The 18762-nt window shown below is 45.8% G+C and carries 22 protein-coding genes; 13 read left to right on the forward strand and 9 right to left on the reverse strand.

The genetic code is table 11. From position 1 onward, the window contains the following. Positions 1 to 15: 15 nt before the first annotated feature. A complete protein-coding gene (locus B3157_RS07080) occupies positions 16 to 282 on the forward strand; it encodes a hypothetical protein (protein ID WP_214079068.1) in 267 nt (88 codons plus the stop codon). A 281-nt stretch (positions 283 to 563) separates the two neighbouring features. Here B3157_RS07080 and B3157_RS12870 read toward each other — a convergent pair whose 3' ends face one another. Both B3157_RS12870 and B3157_RS07085 read right to left on the reverse strand, forming a co-directional pair. Further along, a complete protein-coding gene (locus B3157_RS12870; RefSeq protein ID WP_414674286.1) occupies positions 564 to 749 on the reverse strand; it encodes a Pr6Pr family membrane protein in 186 nt (61 codons plus the stop codon). Positions 750 to 758: 9 nt separating this feature from the next. Then, positions 759 to 1064, reverse strand: a complete 306-nt coding sequence (locus B3157_RS07085; protein ID WP_292589860.1) for a hypothetical protein — start codon at positions 1062 to 1064, stop codon at positions 759 to 761. Positions 1065 to 1957: 893 nt separating this feature from the next. Here B3157_RS07085 and B3157_RS07090 point away from each other — a divergent pair. The 5 genes from B3157_RS07090 (at position 1958) to B3157_RS07105 (ending at position 6264) form a co-directional block, all read left to right on the forward strand. Continuing rightward, a complete protein-coding gene (locus B3157_RS07090) occupies positions 1958 to 2362 on the forward strand; it encodes a DUF4332 domain-containing protein (protein WP_099828708.1) in 405 nt (134 codons plus the stop codon). A 209-nt stretch (positions 2363 to 2571) separates the two neighbouring features. Further along, entirely contained in the window at positions 2572 to 2958 is a 387-nt protein-coding gene (locus B3157_RS07095; RefSeq protein ID WP_214079066.1) for a hypothetical protein, read from the forward strand. Beyond that, positions 2955 to 3389, forward strand: a complete 435-nt coding sequence (locus B3157_RS07100; RefSeq protein WP_214079065.1) for a hypothetical protein — start codon at positions 2955 to 2957, stop codon at positions 3387 to 3389. The genes B3157_RS07095 and B3157_RS07100 overlap by 4 nt, the downstream gene beginning before the upstream one ends. Positions 3390 to 3393: 4 nt before the next feature. Beyond that, positions 3394 to 3522: a hypothetical protein gene (locus tag B3157_RS12875; protein ID WP_414674285.1), complete on the forward strand. Its 129-nt coding sequence runs from the start codon at positions 3394 to 3396 to the stop codon at positions 3520 to 3522. A gap of 66 nt (positions 3523 to 3588) precedes the next feature. Further along, complete coding sequence (locus B3157_RS07105) at positions 3589 to 6264, forward strand: cation-translocating P-type ATPase (RefSeq protein WP_214079063.1); 2676 nt, start codon at positions 3589 to 3591, stop codon at positions 6262 to 6264. 22 nt (positions 6265 to 6286) lie between these two features. Here the strand turns inward: B3157_RS07105 and B3157_RS07110 are convergent, their stop codons facing one another. From B3157_RS07110 to B3157_RS07120, 3 genes are all read right to left on the reverse strand, one after another. After that, positions 6287 to 7111, reverse strand: a complete 825-nt coding sequence (locus tag B3157_RS07110; RefSeq protein WP_214079062.1) for an alpha/beta fold hydrolase — start codon at positions 7109 to 7111, stop codon at positions 6287 to 6289. Between the two features lie 96 nt (positions 7112 to 7207). After that, positions 7208 to 7528, reverse strand: coding sequence for a hypothetical protein (locus B3157_RS07115; RefSeq protein ID WP_214079061.1), 321 nt, complete (start codon positions 7526 to 7528; stop codon positions 7208 to 7210). 69 nt (positions 7529 to 7597) lie between these two features. Further along, positions 7598 to 7810 (reverse strand): non-canonical purine NTP pyrophosphatase, encoded by a 213-nt coding sequence (locus tag B3157_RS07120; protein ID WP_214079060.1) that lies wholly within the window; start codon positions 7808 to 7810, stop codon positions 7598 to 7600. A 342-nt stretch (positions 7811 to 8152) separates the two neighbouring features. On the opposite strand from B3157_RS07120, the gene B3157_RS07125 reads away from it, so the two are divergent. Together B3157_RS07125 and B3157_RS07130 are read left to right on the forward strand one after the other, a co-directional pair. After that, entirely contained in the window at positions 8153 to 8542 is a 390-nt protein-coding gene (locus B3157_RS07125) for a hypothetical protein (RefSeq protein WP_214079059.1), read from the forward strand. A 791-nt stretch (positions 8543 to 9333) separates the two neighbouring features. Continuing rightward, a complete protein-coding gene (locus B3157_RS07130; protein WP_214079058.1) occupies positions 9334 to 9882 on the forward strand; it encodes a manganese efflux pump MntP family protein in 549 nt (182 codons plus the stop codon). A gap of 12 nt (positions 9883 to 9894) precedes the next feature. On the opposite strand, the gene B3157_RS07135 is transcribed toward B3157_RS07130, so the two are convergent. Genes B3157_RS07135 through B3157_RS07145 form a run of 3 tightly spaced genes read right to left on the reverse strand, consistent with a single transcriptional unit; the run spans position 9895 to position 12752 of the window. Then, positions 9895 to 10386, reverse strand: a complete 492-nt coding sequence (locus B3157_RS07135) for a flavodoxin family protein (protein WP_214079057.1) — start codon at positions 10384 to 10386, stop codon at positions 9895 to 9897. A gap of 5 nt (positions 10387 to 10391) precedes the next feature. After that, the gene (gene iadA / locus B3157_RS07140) at positions 10392 to 11522 is read right to left on the reverse strand and encodes a beta-aspartyl-peptidase (RefSeq protein WP_292589861.1); all 1131 of its coding nucleotides are present in this window, start codon (positions 11520 to 11522) and stop codon (positions 10392 to 10394) included. Further along, a complete protein-coding gene (locus B3157_RS07145; protein WP_292589862.1) occupies positions 11523 to 12752 on the reverse strand; it encodes a S41 family peptidase in 1230 nt (409 codons plus the stop codon). It abuts the gene before it with no gap. A 347-nt stretch (positions 12753 to 13099) separates the two neighbouring features. On the opposite strand from B3157_RS07145, the gene B3157_RS07150 reads away from it, so the two are divergent. From B3157_RS07150 to B3157_RS07165, 4 genes are all read left to right on the forward strand, one after another. After that, a complete protein-coding gene (locus tag B3157_RS07150; protein WP_292589863.1) occupies positions 13100 to 13690 on the forward strand; it encodes a glycerol-3-phosphate acyltransferase in 591 nt (196 codons plus the stop codon). Then, a complete protein-coding gene (locus B3157_RS07155; RefSeq protein WP_292589864.1) occupies positions 13687 to 14844 on the forward strand; it encodes a glycosyltransferase in 1158 nt (385 codons plus the stop codon). The genes B3157_RS07150 and B3157_RS07155 overlap by 4 nt, the downstream gene beginning before the upstream one ends. A 75-nt stretch (positions 14845 to 14919) precedes the next feature. Next, positions 14920 to 15687, forward strand: a complete 768-nt coding sequence (locus B3157_RS07160; protein ID WP_292589865.1) for a metallophosphoesterase — start codon at positions 14920 to 14922, stop codon at positions 15685 to 15687. Positions 15688 to 15828: 141 nt separating this feature from the next. Further along, positions 15829 to 16764 (forward strand): inorganic phosphate transporter, encoded by a 936-nt coding sequence (locus B3157_RS07165; RefSeq protein WP_292589866.1) that lies wholly within the window; start codon positions 15829 to 15831, stop codon positions 16762 to 16764. Here B3157_RS07165 and B3157_RS07170 read toward each other — a convergent pair whose 3' ends face one another. Then, entirely contained in the window at positions 16765 to 17406 is a 642-nt protein-coding gene (locus B3157_RS07170) for a TIGR00153 family protein (RefSeq protein WP_292589867.1), read from the reverse strand. 300 nt (positions 17407 to 17706) lie between these two features. Here B3157_RS07170 and B3157_RS07175 point away from each other — a divergent pair, with 300 nt between their 5' ends. Continuing rightward, positions 17707 to 18630: a GNAT family N-acetyltransferase gene (locus tag B3157_RS07175; protein WP_292589868.1), complete on the forward strand. Its 924-nt coding sequence runs from the start codon at positions 17707 to 17709 to the stop codon at positions 18628 to 18630. The last annotated feature ends 132 nt before the right edge of the window (positions 18631 to 18762 follow it).

Genomic DNA, 18762 nt, shown 5'->3' on the forward strand with positions numbered 1-18762 from the left:
AGGAGGTGCATAGGGATGAAGAAAGTAGTCATAATCGTACTTGTACTTTTCCTGGCGGCAACTCTAACCTATGCTGTTGGTCAGCAACTCAGAGGAAACAAGGGCGCTAGACTTGCTTCCGAAGAGTGCCCGCGTTTTGCTGAAAGAACTGAAGCCAACGTAGGAGAGTCATGTCCTAATGACGGAGAGATGCTTCAGAAACGCTTGAGAAATGGTAGTTGCGAAGCGGGGAAGTCTTTCGGCGAAGGAAGAGGATACCGCAAAGGTTTGGGAACACGCTAACAGCGAGTTGTTAATTCTCTTAAGGAGGGCCTAGCCCTCCTTTTCTTAACTTACATAAGGACAAGAGATATGAATCAATACAAACTGACTTCTAGGTCAGTTTTCTAATCAAATCCGGTTATTATTCTTGAATAGATTTGCAAAGCGACCGCCAGAAAGATGTAGATAGTTCAAGAAGACCATTAGATACTTGGTCGCAATGAAAATCAGACCGACAACAAGAGTGAAGATGAAGAGATTTAGATATGAACCAATTCCGTTTGGATAGGTCGCAGCGGGGTCTAGAAACCAGTAAGGAAAAAACCTGTTATGGCTCCTCGAATCACCGAAACAACCGCGTAGGAAAGAGGATATACTGCCCAGAGCAAGGGATAGAAAAACCTATATGATTTCCCTTCTTCAAAGATTAGCCAGAAGATTATCGCGAGAAGCGGTGTAACGTAGTGCAAAAGGTTGTTAGCGAACAGAGCCTGTCCTCAGGGCCTATAGCGGTCCGAAAGAAGGAGATGGTAAATAGTCATAGTCACTGTTATCCACAACACCGAACCACCCGTGATAATGCGCAGTAATCCGGCTGTTATTTGTGATTTTGCTGTCCTTATGGAGAATACTGCATTCAAGAGGGCGACTATTGCGACTATCAGATTCGTCTGCAAAGTGTAGTAGCTCAATTGCATCAGTGCTCCCGAAAGATTCCTGGACAATAACAGTTGAAAGGCTATTCCAGAAAGAGAGATACAGAACAACGATAATTGAGAAATCAGATTCACTTTCCTTTTCACTTTGAGCTCCTAGTATCGAAGAATTCGGTGCGCTCGTAATTCAGCTCTCGGAAGAGTTTTGAACTCCAATGATTCACAGCCAACATACTGAATAATAGAATCTGCTAGTCTTAAAGTCCGTATTAGTAGGTTTCGGAAGGACTGAATCCAGGAGTATTGATTTCCTCGAGTGTCGACTCTCTCCAAGTACCTTTCTTTTTATAACAAGGAAGTATAATAACATTGGTGTTACCTAATTTCAAAGGAGGCCATTTGTGAGGCTATTTGATCTCGAGCTGAAGCAGCTTTGTGAAGAAGATGACGCTTCGGAACTAGCCCGATCCGTTAATACAACTCCGGAGAAGGTCAGAGAACTCACTTAACCTGTGTCCCTACGCTTTTAAAGGGGCTTTTGCTCTACTGCTCGACTGAGCAAGGTTTTGAATCTCTCAGCAAAGGGTTGAAGAAGCATCGGGAAGATACTCCAGAGAATGTCCGTATATCCATCTCAGCCGTTCACAAGACCAAAGAGTCTGAGATGCCTAAACAGGACTATGTGGAAAATGAAATGAAGAAGAATCTTGGGAGCCGACAAAACTATAGCCCAATCGTGTTTCAGACATTCTTCGGCAACTGGCATAGTTGCTTCTGGTGGTCCTTGACAAGGAGTAAAAAGATGAAAATGCTGATTCCGAGCCAACAAGTGATTGCTTTGTAAATAGGGCAGCGGCGGAGATGTTTAGAGGATGTCATCCTATTTGCTTGACAAGAGCAAAGAGGGGCAAGTTGTTGATTGCGAGAGTTCCTCCGTTGGGGACTTGCTCAAGAAATGGCCAAGTGAATCATGTAGTTGTAACAGAGCAGTTGCGGGATAGTTTGAAATCAAAACCACTATATAGAAGGGAGGAAGATCAATGGCGAAACTCACAATTGTAGAAGGGATTGGACCCGTGTTTGAAAAGAAGCTCAAGGATGCGGGTGTAAACTCAATCGAAGCGCTTCTGAAGACCTGCGAAACAAAGAAGGCACGAGCCGAACTTGCTAAGAAAACCGATATTCTTGAAGAGACCATCCTTACCTGGGTGAATCACGCAGACTTGATGAGAATCAAGGGAATCGGGGGAGAATACTCTGAACTACTTGAAGCAGCTGGAGTCGACACAGTGCCAGAACTCTCTAAGAGAAACGGTGATAACCTTTATGAAAAGGTAGTGGAAGTAAATGCAGCAAAGAGACTCGTGCGCAAATTACCATCCAAGAAACAGATTCTGAATTGGATTGAGCAGGCCAAGAAGCTTCCTAGAGCGATTCAGTACTGAGCTCCTCAGATAAGCTCAACAGCTCGAGACTGATGAAAAGTGGCCGGGTAAATTCCGGCCCTTTCTTTTGGTTGTACTGTAGCGAGAGACTTGGGGACGTTGTTGGATTTGCTGCTATGGTATAATTAACGATTATTCGGTGCAGAAAGTCTCATGCTATGTTCAGGGAGGGATCTCTTTGAAGAAAGATGTCACCATGAGGAGGCTATGTGCCAGAAATTGACTACATGAGGATAAGAGACCTGATAATAGAGACTTTCCCACTCTATGGAGGACCTTTCAACTGGACCATCGACAGGTGGAATATCTGTAGATTTCACATCATACCTCTCCATAAGTACTATTCACCGAGTTATTTCGGCGTTCCGATGAGACCACATGTGGACCACAGAGACGAACCTCCTCTCTGGCAAAACGGAATTGGAATCTGGGAAACCGGCGATGGAGAAGTAGTTGCAGTAGCACATTCCGAAAACGAAGAGCCCGGAGAAGCCTGGATACAAGTCCATCCGAATTACGGGTTTCTTTGTCCTGAGATTATCGATTACATTGAAGAGGACCTTGTGCAGACTGGGCAAATGGATATGGGCTCGTGAAACTCTATGTCAAAGATCTTGAATCGGTGGTAGAGGAGAGAGTCTACATCAGACTGGAGACACCTAATCCCTATCTTGTCTATGAGATTCACGATGATGTAGAGACTCCTTCCTTCCCGGTAGGATACAAAGTACTCAGTGTTGCTGAAGAAGACGATTCGATCAAGAGATCAAGAGCAAAGGCGATGGCCTTTCATGGTTTTTGTCCACCTTCACATTGGCCTCCAGCAGACGCTTTCAGAGAGATTCGGAAAGCTCCTGATTACGGGAGAGAGCTAGACCTTTTTGTTGTAGGTCCCGATGGCGAGCATGCCTCCTTTTGTACGATTTGGCTCGATCTGGAAAACCGATATGGAAACTTTGAACCGGTCGGCACACATTGCCTACAGAAATCTCGGTTTTGCAACTCAACTACTTTTGGAAGGCATTAGAAGAATGAAATCATTTGGCATTGAAAGATCATTCATGAATTCGACTGTCGAGTTCTACAGGAAATTTGGATTCAAGGATACTTCTAGATATTGCAGACCTTGGGTGAAGCATTTCATTACCCAGAGCAATTGAGGTCAGTTCATTGAGGGCCTTCTCAAAACCAGGAAATTCGAATTCCTGTTGATGCAGGGGGGAACAATGCAGAAGAGTATTGAAAACACAAAGTGGTATAAGCTTTCGGTAGAGGAAACCCTCCAGAATCTGGATAGCTCGAAGGAGGGAATCTCATCAGAAGAAGTCAAAGAGAGGTTAAACAGATTCGGTCCAAATGAACTCCCAAAGAAAAAACCCGTCACTATCCTCCAGATAATTCTCTCGCAGTTCAAGGACCCTTTGATCTACATACTCCTGATTGCTGGATTCATTTCCGTGATAATTGGTGAACCCGATGATGCAATCTTTATCCTTGCCGTAGTTGTCCTGAACGCAATTATCGGAACAACTCAAGAATTCAAGGCCGAGAAGAGCGCCGAGGCTCTATTGAAAATCATGAAAGTGGAATCAAGAGTAATACGCAATGGGGAGACCAGAACGGTAAACTCAAATGAACTGGTGCCTGGAGACATTGTTCTAGCCGAGTCGGGTGATAGGTTATCCGCTGATATCAGGTTAATAGAAACCAACAATCTTTCTGTCGACGAGTCGTTTCTAACAGGCGAATCTACTACCGTTGAGAAGAACACGGATCAACTCGACGAAGATCTTGAGATAGGCGATCGAAAGAACCTGGCATTTGCCGGTTCAACAGTGATAACGGGTAGAGCAAAGGGAGTCGTAGTCGCAACAGGCAACAGCACCGAAATTGGAAAGATTGCAGAAGTCGTAACTGGATCCGAGCAAGGGAAGGCTCCTCTCGTGATTAGGATGGAGGAATTCACGCGCAAGATTGCATATATTGTGCTGATAGCAGCGGCCGGTTTCGCTCTGCTCAGACTCTTGCAAGGATACCCTCTTTCCGACGTATTCTTTCTCGCCGTGGCGCTCTCTGTTTCCGCCATCCCCGAGGGGCTTCCCGTTGCTCTAACTGTTGCGCTTTCAGTCGCAACGAGCAGGATGGCAAAAAGGAACGTTATTGTCAGAAAGCTCGAAGCAGTTGAGAGTCTCGGCAGTTGCACCGTCATCGCCAGTGACAAAACCGGAACACTTACAGTTAACCAGCAGACTGCAAGAATTGTAAGACTAGCTTCTGGAAAGGACTATGAAATAAGTGGTGAAGGATATAACGACAAAGGAGAGTTTCAAGGAATCGAACATGAGATTCCCGAAGCTCTGAAAGAACTAATAAAGATTTCCGTTATAGCCAATGAAGGTGTTCTCGAAAAGGAGAACGACCAGTGGCATCAAAGTGGTGACGCAATGGACGTTGCTCTTCTCTCAATGGCCTACAAATCGGGTCTTTCACCGAAGTCGCTTCGTGAAGAGACTCGGGTATTGAGAGAAGTTCCATACGAATCGGAGAAGAGATACTCTGCAGCCATTTATGAATTCCAGGGAAAAAAGATATGTGCTATGAAGGGAGCGGTCGAGACGATCCTTTCGAGATGCAAAACTGTGTTGAATGATGACGGTAGCACCAATGAGCTTGACAGCAAAGAAATTGAGGCTAAAGCGCTTTCGTTGGCTGAAGGCGGCTACAGAGTGCTCGCCTTCGCTTCAGGTGAAGTAGACCGTGATGATATTGAGATTGATGAGATTAACGACCTTGTGTTCATCGGACTAGTCGGATTCATAGATCCGCTGAGGCCGGAAGTCAAAGGTGCGGTCAGAGAAAGCCAGGATGCTGGAGTCAAAGTCATTATGATAACTGGAGATCACCCGTCTACGGCCAAAGCAATTGCAGAAGAACTCGAAATCATAGGAAAGAACGACAAAGTAGTTACGGGCAAAGACCTCGAGAGCGCTGGCGACCACGAAAGCAAAGAATTTGCCAACCTATGCCTTTCTTCTAATGTCTTTGCAAGAGTTTCTCCAGTCCAGAAGCTTCATATCGTTGAAGCACTGAAGAGAGAAGGCCACTTCGTAGCAGTTACGGGTGATGGTGTGAATGACGCTCCTGCACTGCAAAGGGCAAACATAGGTGTAGCAATGGGCTCGGGTACAGATGTTGCCAAAGATACCGGTTCGATAATCATCACAGATGATAATTTTGCTTCGATAGTATCGGGAATAGAGGAGGGTAGGTTCGCGTTTGCAAACGTTCGCAAAGTGATCTACTTATTGATATCGACTGGCGCCGCTGAACTTCTGCTATTTGTTCTCGCGGTGATCTTCAATGTTCCTCTCCCTTTAGTTGCGGTTCAGATTCTCTGGCTAAACCTTGTCACGAATGGAATACAAGACGTTGCCCTTGCCTTCGAGAAAGGCGAACCCGGGGTGATGAAGAATCCCCCAAGAAGAACAGACCAGGGGATCTTCGACAGATTGATGATTGGAGAGACACTCTTGTCAGGGTTCTCAATGGGGCTTGTTGCCTTTGTTGCCTGGATGGTGTTTCTGGGTTCCGGAATGGAAGAGGACTCCGCAAGAAATCTACTTCTTCTTCTGTTTGTCCTTATGCAAAATGTTCATGTTTTCAATTGCAGATCAGAAACAGAGTCGGCCTTCAGAGTACCCCTTAGGAGAAACTACATTCTGGTTTTTGGAGTTATTGCAGCACACGGCCTCCACCTGATTGCAATGAACACTTCCTTATTCCAGAACTTGCTCGGTGTTTCTCCTGTTTCGATCTCCCAGTGGCTGATTTTGCTGGCATGTGCAGCGCCTCTGTTGGTAGTGATGGAGCTTTTCAAGCTATTCCAAAGAAGAAGCTCTTGACTGATAACGGTCATAAAACTAATTAAGCTTCAAGATCTGAGTTCTTCATAATGAAGCCTAGAAGCAGGCTGTTCAGTACGTCTGGCTTTTCAAATATTGTCACGTGACCACAATCAGGAATAACAGCGAATTCCGATCTCTGGATCCTGTCCGCCATGATTTTCGAAAACCTCCTGGGCTTCAGAATATCTTCTTCGCCACAGACTAGAAGCGTTGGGCAGCTGATTCTTCCAAGCGAATCGCTCATGTACACGTCGCTCAAGAACGTATCATATAGAGTTATCTGGCCCTCGAAGTAGTCCTCTGATACCCTTTTCAATGCATCCGCTCGCTCTTCAAGCATCTTGATATTGCTCTTGATGAAGGAATTGCTGTAGATTGTCGGCACCATATTCCAGAAGAATTTCACAGGGTCACCTTTGCCAGCTGCTTCTTTCCAATTGCGGATAAAAAGCTTTAGAACCTCGTCGAGCTCACTCACCGAATCAATGATTGAAATTGACTTAACCATCTCAGGAAAATCAATGGCAAATCTTAGAGCTACTTCGCCTCCGTAAGAAGTACCGATTATGTGCACTTTGTCAATATCCAGTTCCTTCATTAGAAGCAAAGCCTCTTCAGCATGCTCTCTGAACGTGTAAGGCCCAGCCGGTTTTTCCGAAAGAAGCTGGCCCTTGAAATCGTGAAGGAGAATCTTGTACCCGAATCTCTCAAAGACACCTGTTTGCAGCGACCAGCTGTTCGTCGAAGCCATGACTCCATTGAAAAAGGCGACCGTCTCGCTTCCTCCTTCATTGCCTCTAATCTCGTAGTAAAGTCGAGTTCCATTAATTGTCTTGTAAGCCATTTTGTCCTCCCTTTATTGCCTTGCTGCTTAATAGCATTTCATGAGCTGCGGGATACGATATTGCTCTTATAGAATGCACATCAACATATTAACATATTAACGGATTGCTTCGCTGAAGAAATTCCTGAAGCCATTACGACAGCTATAAGCACTGGCCCTTTCTTCGTCGGTAAGGTCAACAAAGTACTTACCCGACTGAACATCAACAGAGAGCGAATTCATAGGGACCCCTTCAACTCTTATCGAATGCGGCTTGCTCACAAGATAAAACGTCTCTTCTATCGTGTCATCCATCAGCCAGCGTTTTCGATCGTCGCTCAAGACAAGAAAGATGGCGTTTCTATAATGAGCCACTGTCCGCCCTCCGAGTCCGGCTACAAGCCTACTGTAGTAGTCGATCATTTCGTCGTCATTCATAACCTTGTCACCCAGCCTTCTGATCTTCACTCCCGGCTGAAGTTCAAAATCTAGGCCTTCGATGTAAAGTCAGGAGTCGCAAGCAAAGATGGGTTTGCCAATTAAGCGATAGTAAGCCTCCGCCTTTGTTTTGGCATTTTCGAGAGGACTAATTCCGGACTCCTCAACAGTCGGAAGATGATCGAGTGAACACAGGTCTTTTATCTGGAGATCCAGTCCATCAAGCATCGTCTTAGTGCTCCTCACTTTTGCCGGGTTTCTTTTACCATAGACAAGCTCCATCCTTGCACCCCTACGAACCACATTGTACTCCCTTCTTCAATGATAACACCCCGGTCATTTGGCGATCCATAATACGGATGAGGCTTCTCGCTCCTTGGCAATATGAGCTATCGGCCTATAAGATTGAAGTAATAGTCCTGCGATAACTCCAATGCAGCGAACAGATTACATAGGGTCCGTTCCAGTCGGATTGTCATATCGGTCGTATTGTGTTGGGACTCCAAAAGCATATAATGAAAGCGTAGGGGAGTCGACTTCTCACTGCCAGTTTCCTATCGAACCAATTACCCTTGCCGCCTCAATCAAAGCCACTCCCTCGACAATGGACTGGGAGGGTTCGATATGAAGCAATTTCTTATTGTTCTGTTTTTACTCCTTGTGGCTTGCAGCGCAATTTCCATGGAGTATGAAAGAGAAGACACTATAGTAATTGACGGCAGTGGAAACGCTAGAATATCGAGAGTAGAATTTGCTCCCCCTTCTGCCCTTGCTTCACTGTACAGAATTCACTGGGAATACGTCGAAAAATCCGGGGAAGAACAAGACTTCTTTTCACAGGCATCAACGGAACTGAAATTCCTGCTTCCGGGTGAGTTAGCCTGGGATTCTGCTCAGCGGGATCGTGAAACAGATTCACTTTTCAGAACTATGGAAGGACAGATAAATGGATTTTCAGTTCACAGTTCTGAAAATGATTTCTGGAAAACTGAGAAGGACCTGCTTAGCAGATGATGGAGGAGTATTTCTACTGGTTTTCTCACAGATGATGTTTCAAACAGTATTTCTCGAATCTCACGGGAAGCCCTCTAAAGAATTCCAGGATCTTTCAGTGACGGAGCAATTACTCACACGAAGATCACAAAAATCGTTCTACCCGAAGGCCAAAAGCCATCAACCTCTGAACAACTAGGATGATTGAACTGGCTGGTTGACTTCGGAGGCCGCTCAAAGGTGGCGGCCACACTCTCGGTGGCGAATAACACCCTGTACTTGATTGAGAGTCTCGATTCTTCCTTGTCATGACCAACCACGCTTTTCGAGCAAAGGGGCGTCTTTATCAAGATGCTCTATAACAACAGCAGGTTCAAGGCAGAGTATCGTCCTCCGGAGAAGGATTGTACGAACTTTACGTAGCATAAGCGATCAAAACGATGCAGGCTTCGGACGTGACGCGGGTGACTCTCGTCCAGAATTTCCCCGCTGCCGGCTCCACCCGGTCTGCCGCTACCCATACCGGTACGCTTATTGAGTCAGTTATAGCGGTTCACAGAATATAAGCTATCAAATTTCGCAGAAGGAGCAGAGTGGTTCTTGAGAATCGTCAGACAATCTGGTGGTGGAGAGCACACGTTCTCTGTCTCCAGAGGACCTCTGCTGAAAGACCGGTGAAGTGAATGAAACGCCGAGAGGAAAACCGGTTTCCGCATGATTGAAAGCAGTAGTGAGTATGCTTTTGCTTCTTTCTGAAGACTTCTCGTCTCTCGGTGTGTTACCATCTAGGTATCTCACACCAGGAGCTTCAGATGGAGAACCTGCTCGTCGCAACCGGTCTAGCACTGGACGCATTTGCCGTTTCAATATGTGCTGGAATCTCTCTGGAGGATGTAACCCGCAGACATGTTTTCAGGGTAGCATTTCATTTTGGACTGTTCCAGTTTGGAATGCCGATCATCGGATACTTCCTCGCAGCAAGCTTTCGAGACTATATAATGGATTTCGATCACTGGATTGCCTTCATTCTTCTTGGAAGTATCGGCGGAAAGATGCTGCTCGAATCTCTTGACAGGAAAGAAGAAGTCTCATGCAAGGATCGAACCAGAGGCCTTACGCTCATCTTACTTTCGATAGCTACCTCTATAGATGCACTGGCTGTAGGGAGTGCATACGCATTCCTTGGAAAACCAATCATCCTCACTGCTATGATGACGGGATTGATAACTGCAACGCTCTCCGCTCTAGGTGTAACGGGCGGACAGAGACTGGGTCAGAAATTCGGCAAGTTGATGGAAGCAACCGGAGGAATTGTGCTAATCTCGATTGGACTAAAGATCCTCTTCGAACATCTCTACTAGGTCTATTTAGGTCTATTGGACAAGTCTTTCGATGATTCCGGCTAATTGTTTCCCGCTTTCTATAAGATTCGATTTGACCTCCTTCAAATCCTGTTTAATCTGCAATCCTTTGAAGTTTTTCGTCCCGACTACTTTCGCGCCGGCCTTTTCGGCTTTTGCGGAGAATCTCTTTAGAGCTTTCTCATTTGTCTCACCTGCTCCTACACCTACTAGAAACACGCTCTTGCCTTTCAGATCGGCATTGTTCACGAAAGTATTCATCTGAGGCGAAGGATGCCAGGCGTAAATTGGAGTCAACAGCACCAGGAATTCGAAACTGCCGATATCTGGAAGCGGTTCCTTCAACGGACTTCCGAGGCCAAGCAGCGCATAGAGACCGGATATCGATTTCAAGGGCTTTTTGTCTTCAAGTTTGAAGAGTTCTGCACCAATAGAATCGGAAAAGCTTTCCGCAATTTCCTTTGTCGAACCAGATCTACTGTAATAAACTGCACATAGTTTCACACCGATCATCGCCTTTTTTCCAAAATTGATCTTCCACTGGAAATCACTTCGACTATCTGGAAATCCCGATCAATGAATAAGATGTTTGCAGAGCCTCCCCTCTTGAGCAGCCCAATTCCGTTTCTCTGCAGATGATAGAACGCAGCCGGGTTTGCCGTAAAAGGCTTCAGAGCTTCATGTATCGGAAGACCTCTGCCTTTGACCAATCTTGTGAAGGTTTTAAGAAGAGTATCGACCGGTGCCGGCCTTATCCCGACCAGGTTCTTTTCATCATCGAATCTGGGAAGAGAACCGAGGCCGTCAGAAGAGACACAGATCCTGTCGAATCTGATCTTCTTGCTGTAGATGTCTTTCAGAACCAGGTGTGTGCTTTGTTCATCTGCAGTGATGTCAATATATCCGCCCTTGTTGCTCACCCAGTCGATGCCCTGACTTAGGAGTTCCTCCGATCGACAGATGTGTGTAGGGATAATCTGTCGTGGATTGAGAGTACCGTCGGCAACTGCTTCATAAAGAGGTTTAAGCTTCTCCTGTCCATCTCCAAGATGCAGCACGGTCACTCCAGCCTTGCCGGAAAGCATTCCGGCCACACGCGCGTCCATAGCAAATCTCTGAAGCTCTGTGGAACTAAGGTTACTGCTTCTATGATCCGAGACGGCAACCTCGCCCACGCCGATTATCTCGGGAATGAATACAATATCCCTCATGACATCCCCCGTAAGCGTCTTCAAAGGGTATCTGTAAGAGCCTGTCAGCATGTAAGAATCTATCCCCGAGTTTCGGAAGTCCCTAACCTTTGCAAGCAAAGAAGCGTGATCTCTGGTAACACCATCGGTGCCCAACATTCCAACAACTGTCGTGGTACCGACTTCGGCGAATTGATGCGAAGAACCTTCAGGAGTTCTTGTTGAAAAGCCTCCTTCTCCGCCTCCCCCGATTAGATGCACGTGCCCGTCAACAAATCCGGGAATCGCATACGCCTCACCTAGGTCGAATACATCTCCCCTGAGCGACCGAACGGCCGATTCGTCGATCCCTTCATCGATTTCGACAATCCTCTCTCCAGAAATCAGAATGTCTTTCCTTCCGAGAGGTTCTGGAGCAAATACTTCAACGTTCTTAAACAGAGTTAACATCTATTCCTCCCCTTCCCATCCATAGGTCATAACGGCTTCAAAGGCTAGATCGCGCATTTCGTAATAGTCCTGGAAGGATCTCACCGCCAATATGTCCGGCATAAAAGCTTCCGATGTATCGGATGTAGTCTTCCAATAAGTGGTTGAACAACTTACGGAAATTCCCGAGTTAGGCAGCTGAAATTTCTCTACTTCACCATAGTGCCTCGGACTGCCACCGGTCGGTTCACCCACAAAGATCGCGTTTGTGCGTTTTCTCATGGAAATGGCATTGAGAACTGCCGAAGAGAAGGTTCCGCGATCGATTAGAACAAAGAGCTTTCCAGTTCTGTTCAATCTCCAATCTATCATCATTCTTAGAATAAAGGGTGCCAGAACGACAGAGCTGCCTCCTCTATTTCCCCTGAGATCAAGAACGAATTTGCTTACTGGGTTGGTCCAGGTGAATAGAAACATTCTACAATTAAACAGTATGAACGGGTTTCCTTTTTCCGAACCACATGAAGCATAATGAAAATGCAAGATCCTGGAATCAGGGTAGTACTGATACCAGTACTTCCTTCCTTGATAGGTTCTGTCTATCTCATCCGCTCTCTTCTGTAACCAATGAAATACTTCTCTTTGAGGCTTTACGGAGGCTTCAATTATCTCTCCTTCCTTTTCGACCTTAAGAAGAAGATTTCCATCCATGTCAACCATTCCCAGGCCCTTCATAATCTCTTCTTTATTCAAATAGTCAGAGTGAGATTGGAGAAATCCCCATTCATTGTCGAATGATACAACCTTTCTCAACCGTTCAAAGACATCTTCGACTTCCAGGCCTGCAATCTCAACTACTCTGCAGTTCAGCAGGTGCTTTTCACTATCCGATGTGGCGACTATATAAAGCCCGTCAGTAAACCAGTAAGTGTAAATTGGATACACGGCAAGCCTGCTATCGGGATAGATCGCAGTGTGGCCGTCTCCAATCGATGCGACGATTTCTGTAAGCCTTGTGTAGATCTCGCTGGACGACAGATTCTCCAGATCGCGTTCCAGACTTCGCAGAAGCTGTCTGAACGTACCCTCATCTGTATTGAAGAATGCATTAGGGTGAGTACTCAGCAGTTTCTCTTCGAGAAACCCGATGTCCTGCCTCCACTCGTCGGCAGTTAAATCTTCTAGACTCTTAGCGGAGAGCAGCAAAGTCAGTGAGAGCAGAAGTAAGAACACTAGTGGAATTCTCTTCATCTTTACCATCCTTTCCGATATTCGATGAGATTTTATCATTTACTTCAGGTCTTGCAGAAATCAAGCTATTCGCTCTCAAGAAGAAGCGCTTTGCCCGGTTTGCTATGTATAATTGACTTCTCATGGTTCAATAGAAGCAGAGAGTTGATATCGTGAATCCTGGGCTCAGTCGACATACAAGTGGCTCTCTCCTTTGTAAGTTGTTTAGAAGAAGATACCAAGTCATAAGCGAAATCGTAGCTCGGAAAGAAGTTTGGACTGTCAACAAGAGGAGAGATCTCTCCTCGTCAAGCATTCGGGGCATTAAGATGAGGAAAGTAATATGCTCTATGCCGGAGGAAGATTTGATGTTCATCCTGTGGACTCTCATTGGCTTTTTTTCAGGCTCAATAATGTTTTCTAAAATGATTTACGAGAAGACGACCGGTAAGAAGATCAGGGAGATTGGCGACGGCAACCCGGGATGTTCCAATGTGATAAGGGGAGCAGGACTAGCACTTGGGTTGTTTGCGATGGCGCTCGACTACTTCAAGGGGTATCTTCCCGTGTTGCTCGCCCTTTCAATTGGAGGAATTTCCGGCTGGGAGATAGTACCCGTCGCAGTCTCTCCGGTCCTGGGTCACGCTTTTTCACCCTTTCTGCGAATGAATGGAGGTAAGGCTGTAGCAGTCTCTTTCGGCATCTGGTCAGGTGTAACCCAATGGGTCGGACCTTCAATAATCGGAGCGTTTATGTTGTTATTCTCATTCGTCATTAATCCCAGGACCGATGGCTGGAAGGTAATTCTTAGCATGTGCGGCCTCCTGATCTTTCTCGTCGTTCAGAAGGACGTTATTGCTATCTCAATTTGGACAATAAACACAACAATCCTTGCTTTCAAACACAGGGATCAGCTTGCTTTTCCCATAGCATTCAGGTTTCGGAGGAAGGAAAAATGACCTCTCTTCTCTCCCAGTCAGTTTCAGTTGCTCTCTTCCTAGGTATGATGTTTTTAATTTCAGTCTCTAACGCGATTCTGATGAAAAAGATCAGCCGTTTCGAAAGGGTTCTGCATGGCCCTCTGGTTTCAGTACTGATTCCTGCCAGAAACGAAGAGAAAAACATCTCGAGGTGCGTTTACTCCCTTCTTAATCAAGATTACCGCAATCTCGAACTAATCGTACTCGACGATAGCTCATCCGACGCAACACTCCAAATCCTTGAATCAATGAGAAGTGAGTTTAACAACCTCAGAGTAATTAAGGGAGAAGCTTTGCCAGAAGGATGGCTTGGGAAGCACTGGGCATGCCACCAGCTTGCAAGAGAAGCGAAGGGAGAGATCCTCCTTTTCACAGATGCCGATACCGTTCACGCTTCCCCCACAATTTCACACGCTGTAAGCGTCATGATTAGAGAAAAAACAGATCTGTTGACGGCCGTGGTTAAGGAGAAGACCGACACGCTGGGTGAGTTGATAACTATACCATTTATGATTCACAGTGTCTTCTCGATCTTTCCACTCATTATCGCGTATGGCAAGAGGTGCAAATCACTCGCGGCAGCCAGCGGTCAGTTCATGATGTTCAGGAGGCTATCCTATCTCTCAATCGGAGGCCATGAGGCCGTGAAGGACCACGGGGTCGATGATATCTCTCTTGGCAGGCTGATAAAGAAGGCTGGGATGAAGTGGAGACTGTACGATGCTTCAGATCTTGTAGAGTGCAAGATGTACGATGGATTCAAAGCCGCATATTTGGGCTTTCTCAAGAATTACTTCTCCCTGTTTGACTACAGAATAGTCCCCGCTGCCTTTGTTTGGGGTTGGATGCTTACTTTGGATTTCTTTCCTCTCACTGTAGCTTTACTATTCATTCTTGGAGCCGCCGTTCCAGAGTCCGCCGGGATTCTGTCTCTGATTAGTCTGACACTCTCATTCGGTATGTGGCTTCTCGCCAGCGTTAAGTTTTCACTCAGGCCCCTGGTGATTATTCTGTATCCGCTGATCACACTCGTCTCATCAATTATCGGATTCCATTCGATAGTTGCTCACCTTTGTGGAGCTACGAAATGGAAAGGTAGGGTGCTTGTAAAGAAGAAATCACGGTTATTTTAGTGACTGCCTGAACCGACTGCTGAATAATCATGTAGAATCGGTTCGCATGACACAACTTTATGAGGGAATGGTTTTTTGAAGCATTGGAAGATCTGGTTAATTGTTGCCGGCATAATCGCCTACATTTTTTTGATAGAACCAAACATTCTGACGATCGAAAGGCTTACGTTCTCGGAAGAACCTTCGGCGAAAATTGCCTTCTTTGCCGATATTCACATTTGGATGAAGAAACCCATTCACGATCATCTTCTTGAAAGGCTCGTCGACGAAGGTGTAGATCTGATTCTATTTGGGGGCGATGTTTTGTCTCCTTATACAGATATGGAGTTTATGAAGAATTACTTTTCGCAACTAGTCAGAATAGCGCCCGTTTATGCCGTATATGGAAACTGGGAGGAATCCGAGACAGATGTCATGGGGAAGATCTACGAGGAGCTGGGGATAAACGTGATTCATACCCGCTCGACTGTGATTCAAATTGCAGGAAAAAAGCTGGGATTGACGGGCACTCCGTCCCATCATTACTTCTCGTGGACTAAGTTCCTTCCTGATGATGAGTATGATCTGAAGATACTCATGGTCCATGCACCTAATATGCTCGAAGAACATCCTGACATTCTTGAAAAATTCGATCTTGTGCTGGCAGGACACACTCACGGGGGTCAATTCTACATACCCTGGCTTACAGAAATCATCCTGAAGAGCTCTAGAGGTTTTAGTGGCGATTACTATCGCGGGCTTTACGAAACAAACGGAACAAAGATTTTCGTTACTAGAGGTATAGGCGGCTGGTTTCCCGGAAGACTGGCAAGTCCTCCCGAGATCTTATTCATCGAGTTCTGAATTCCGCCTATTCTCCAATGGATTTCCCTTCAGTTTCTGCTACCTTCGTCTCTTTCTGCCCGATCTCTCAAAGATGGCTTCGAATCTATGTAATACCGTGATATAATCTATCAACTTTTCTTTCTCCCTATGGAGGCTAATATGTTCTTTGCGATAATTCCGGCAGTTGTTTTTGGCTGGGCATTAGGGGCAAACGACGCTGCGAATGTATACGGTACGGCGGTTACTTCGGGACTTGTGAAATATCGTGTTGCGGTCGTGTTGTCGGCGATATTCATACTAATCGGTTCACTGCTTGAGGGTTCCCGAGGTCTTGAAACGATCTCGAGTGTAAGCACCCAGACGCTTCTTACTGCTTCAATAAGTACCATAGGAGCCGCTCTTTCCATGATTGTAATGACATATTTGGGAATTCCTTCTTCTTCATCTCAGGCAATGATGGGAGCGATTCTCGGAATCGGAATTCTGAATTCCACTGTAGACTGGTCAGTACTGACAAAGGTGGTCATTTGCTGGGTAACAACACCCATAGGAGCCGCTGCAGGTGCGTTCTTCCTTTATAAGATCTCGGCGGTATTCTTTCGAAGAATAAAGACTATCCAGGCCCAGGACTTGTCTCTGAAGGTAGGAGCTTTGATCATTGGCGCGTATGGCTCTTACGCTCTGGGCGCCAACAATGTTGCAAATGTTACTGGACCGTATGCCGGAATCATACCCCTGGAAGTCGCCGCTCTCGTAGGCGGATTGAGCATCGGCCTAGGCGTGTTGACTTTCAGCAAGAGGGTCATGTACACTGTTGGAAAGCAGATTATCCAGCTAGATCACTTCTCGGCCGTAATAGCTGTTCTCGCCCAGGCAATTACGGTATGGATCTACGCTTTAATTGGAGTCCCTGTTTCAACTTCACAGGCAATCGTTGGTGCAGTAATTGGTGCTGGACTGGCAAGAGGCTCGACAAACATCAACTACAAAATCCTTCGAAACATCGTTCTTGGTTGGCTACAGACCCCTTTGATCGCTGGACTAGTTTCAGTTGGGCTGTACCTTTCGATTAACGCTATCAGAGCTCTCTTTTGATCAAACCCTTCTCTTGAGCACGATAATTTCCATTCTGTCGGAACAGTCTTCAGAGAGATTCGCAATATCACCTATTGATAGAACAAGTTCCCGGAGCTGCCTCTTCTCTGCGAGGGACAAATTCATCTCGAAGATCTTCTTGACTAGAGCTCGCTCGTGACTGTCTTCAATGTTTTCGAGTCGTTCAGTCTCCTTGATTTTCTCTTCGGCAATGCTTAGCTCTTGAAAGAGATTGATAGCCGCTTCCTTTGATGTCTCATATGTCTCAACAGCAAGCTGTAACTGTTTTAGAAGATCGGCCTTCAGTTCTGCCGGGATCACAAGACGCTGCAGCTCAATCTGGTCAACGACATTCTCTGCTTCATTGGCCACCTTATCGAAGGATTCCGCCAGACCAAGAAAATCTCCGCGGAAGTTTGGAAGAAAAGCACCCTGATACATCGCGTTTTCCATCTCGCGTCTCTTTGCATCGGCGGCCGATTCCATTTTTCGTACCTCTTCCGAATAGATCTCCACAGAAGATAGGTCATCATTCTGGATGGAAATGAATACCTTTTCAAGGTTTTCGAGAGTTCTTGAGATGAAATCCAGATGCTCATGAAAAAGCTGAATAATCGCCACTTCTTTCTTACCAAAGAACATAAGAGGTCCACCTCCGGGCATCAGAATACTAGCAAATCTACTAGAGCCTCCGTTTCCCTTCATCTCATCACACCCTGTCATCTTTATCTGCTTTGGTGTACTTGAAAGACTCTAATAGATTCTATTATTTATATATTATGCCACTTTTACCTCAGAGTTATCCGACTGGTTCTCGAGAAAATGAACTATGATGAATTAAGCTGAGCACGAATTCAAATTCCAATATACTTATAATGTAAGTGGTGATTATCAGAATCCTATGAAGCGGCGAATGCTTCTCGGTTTCACGGAGGCGATTTTGTGAGAATAGTCGGCTACTCTAAAGAATACACAGATCAGATGTTAGCCATTCAGTGCAGTTACGAGAAAGATCACCCCTATGCGGAGAGGTTCACCGCGGATGATCTCAAGAACCCCTTGTTAAATGGGAGAAAAAACACTCTTTTGGCCATAAACGAAAGAAGAGTGCTCGGTTTCTCCAGATTTCTTTCCCGACAGAACTTCTCAAGAGTTCACTTTCATCACATATGGCTCGACATAAATGTAGCCGACTCTCCCGCTACCAACTTGATGTCACTTCTGTTCGAGGCTTCACTCCCTTTGATCTCCGAATCCACAAACTCTTTTTTTCCTGCAGCTGGAACTAGAATCTGTGTAAGGATTGCCGAAAGCGAAAAGACAAAGAGAGATTTCTTCTCGTCTTTGGGGTTCACTCGATGGAAGGATTTCAATTACATGGAAAGAGACTTGAAGGATGAAGTCGTTTCTTATCCACTTCCCGAAGGTCTATCAATGTCAAGACTTAGGCCCAGAAAGGAACCTGAGATTATCAATTATCTACGTGCAGAGCAATCGTGTTTCCCTGACTCGCCGCTCGAGTACAAGTATCTCCACTACTTCATCAACAGACCTTACTGGAAGAAAGAGGGAGTGATCCTTGCAGCATTGGACGGCAAAAGCTCAATTGCAGGCAGTGTGATGATCTATCCTGACAGACTGAACAACGAATACTGTTTCACGGAAGAGATCTTTGTCGTTGAAAAATGGAGAGGAAAGCGTCTCGCGCGGGCACTGGTCTCTAATGCCCTTGACTATCTCCGGAAGGCCGGGAAAAGGAAGGCGTTGCTCTCTGTTACTTCTGACCGTCTCGCGGCAAAACGCATCTACGAAGATGCTGGTTTCACCACAACATATAGCAAGGAAGTGCTGTCTGTAGAGATCTGAGTACTTTCACCGAGGTAGAGTGAACGATCAGATCACAGTCAGTCATCTCCAGATGATTACCCATTACATTTGATAATCCTTCTTTTGTCTATATATAAGTAAACATTGCTCTACATTGTTTGCAAAACCTTG

The organism is Mesotoga sp. UBA5557, assembly GCF_002425715.1.
Taxonomy (GTDB): Bacteria; Thermotogota; Thermotogae; order Petrotogales; family Kosmotogaceae; genus Mesotoga.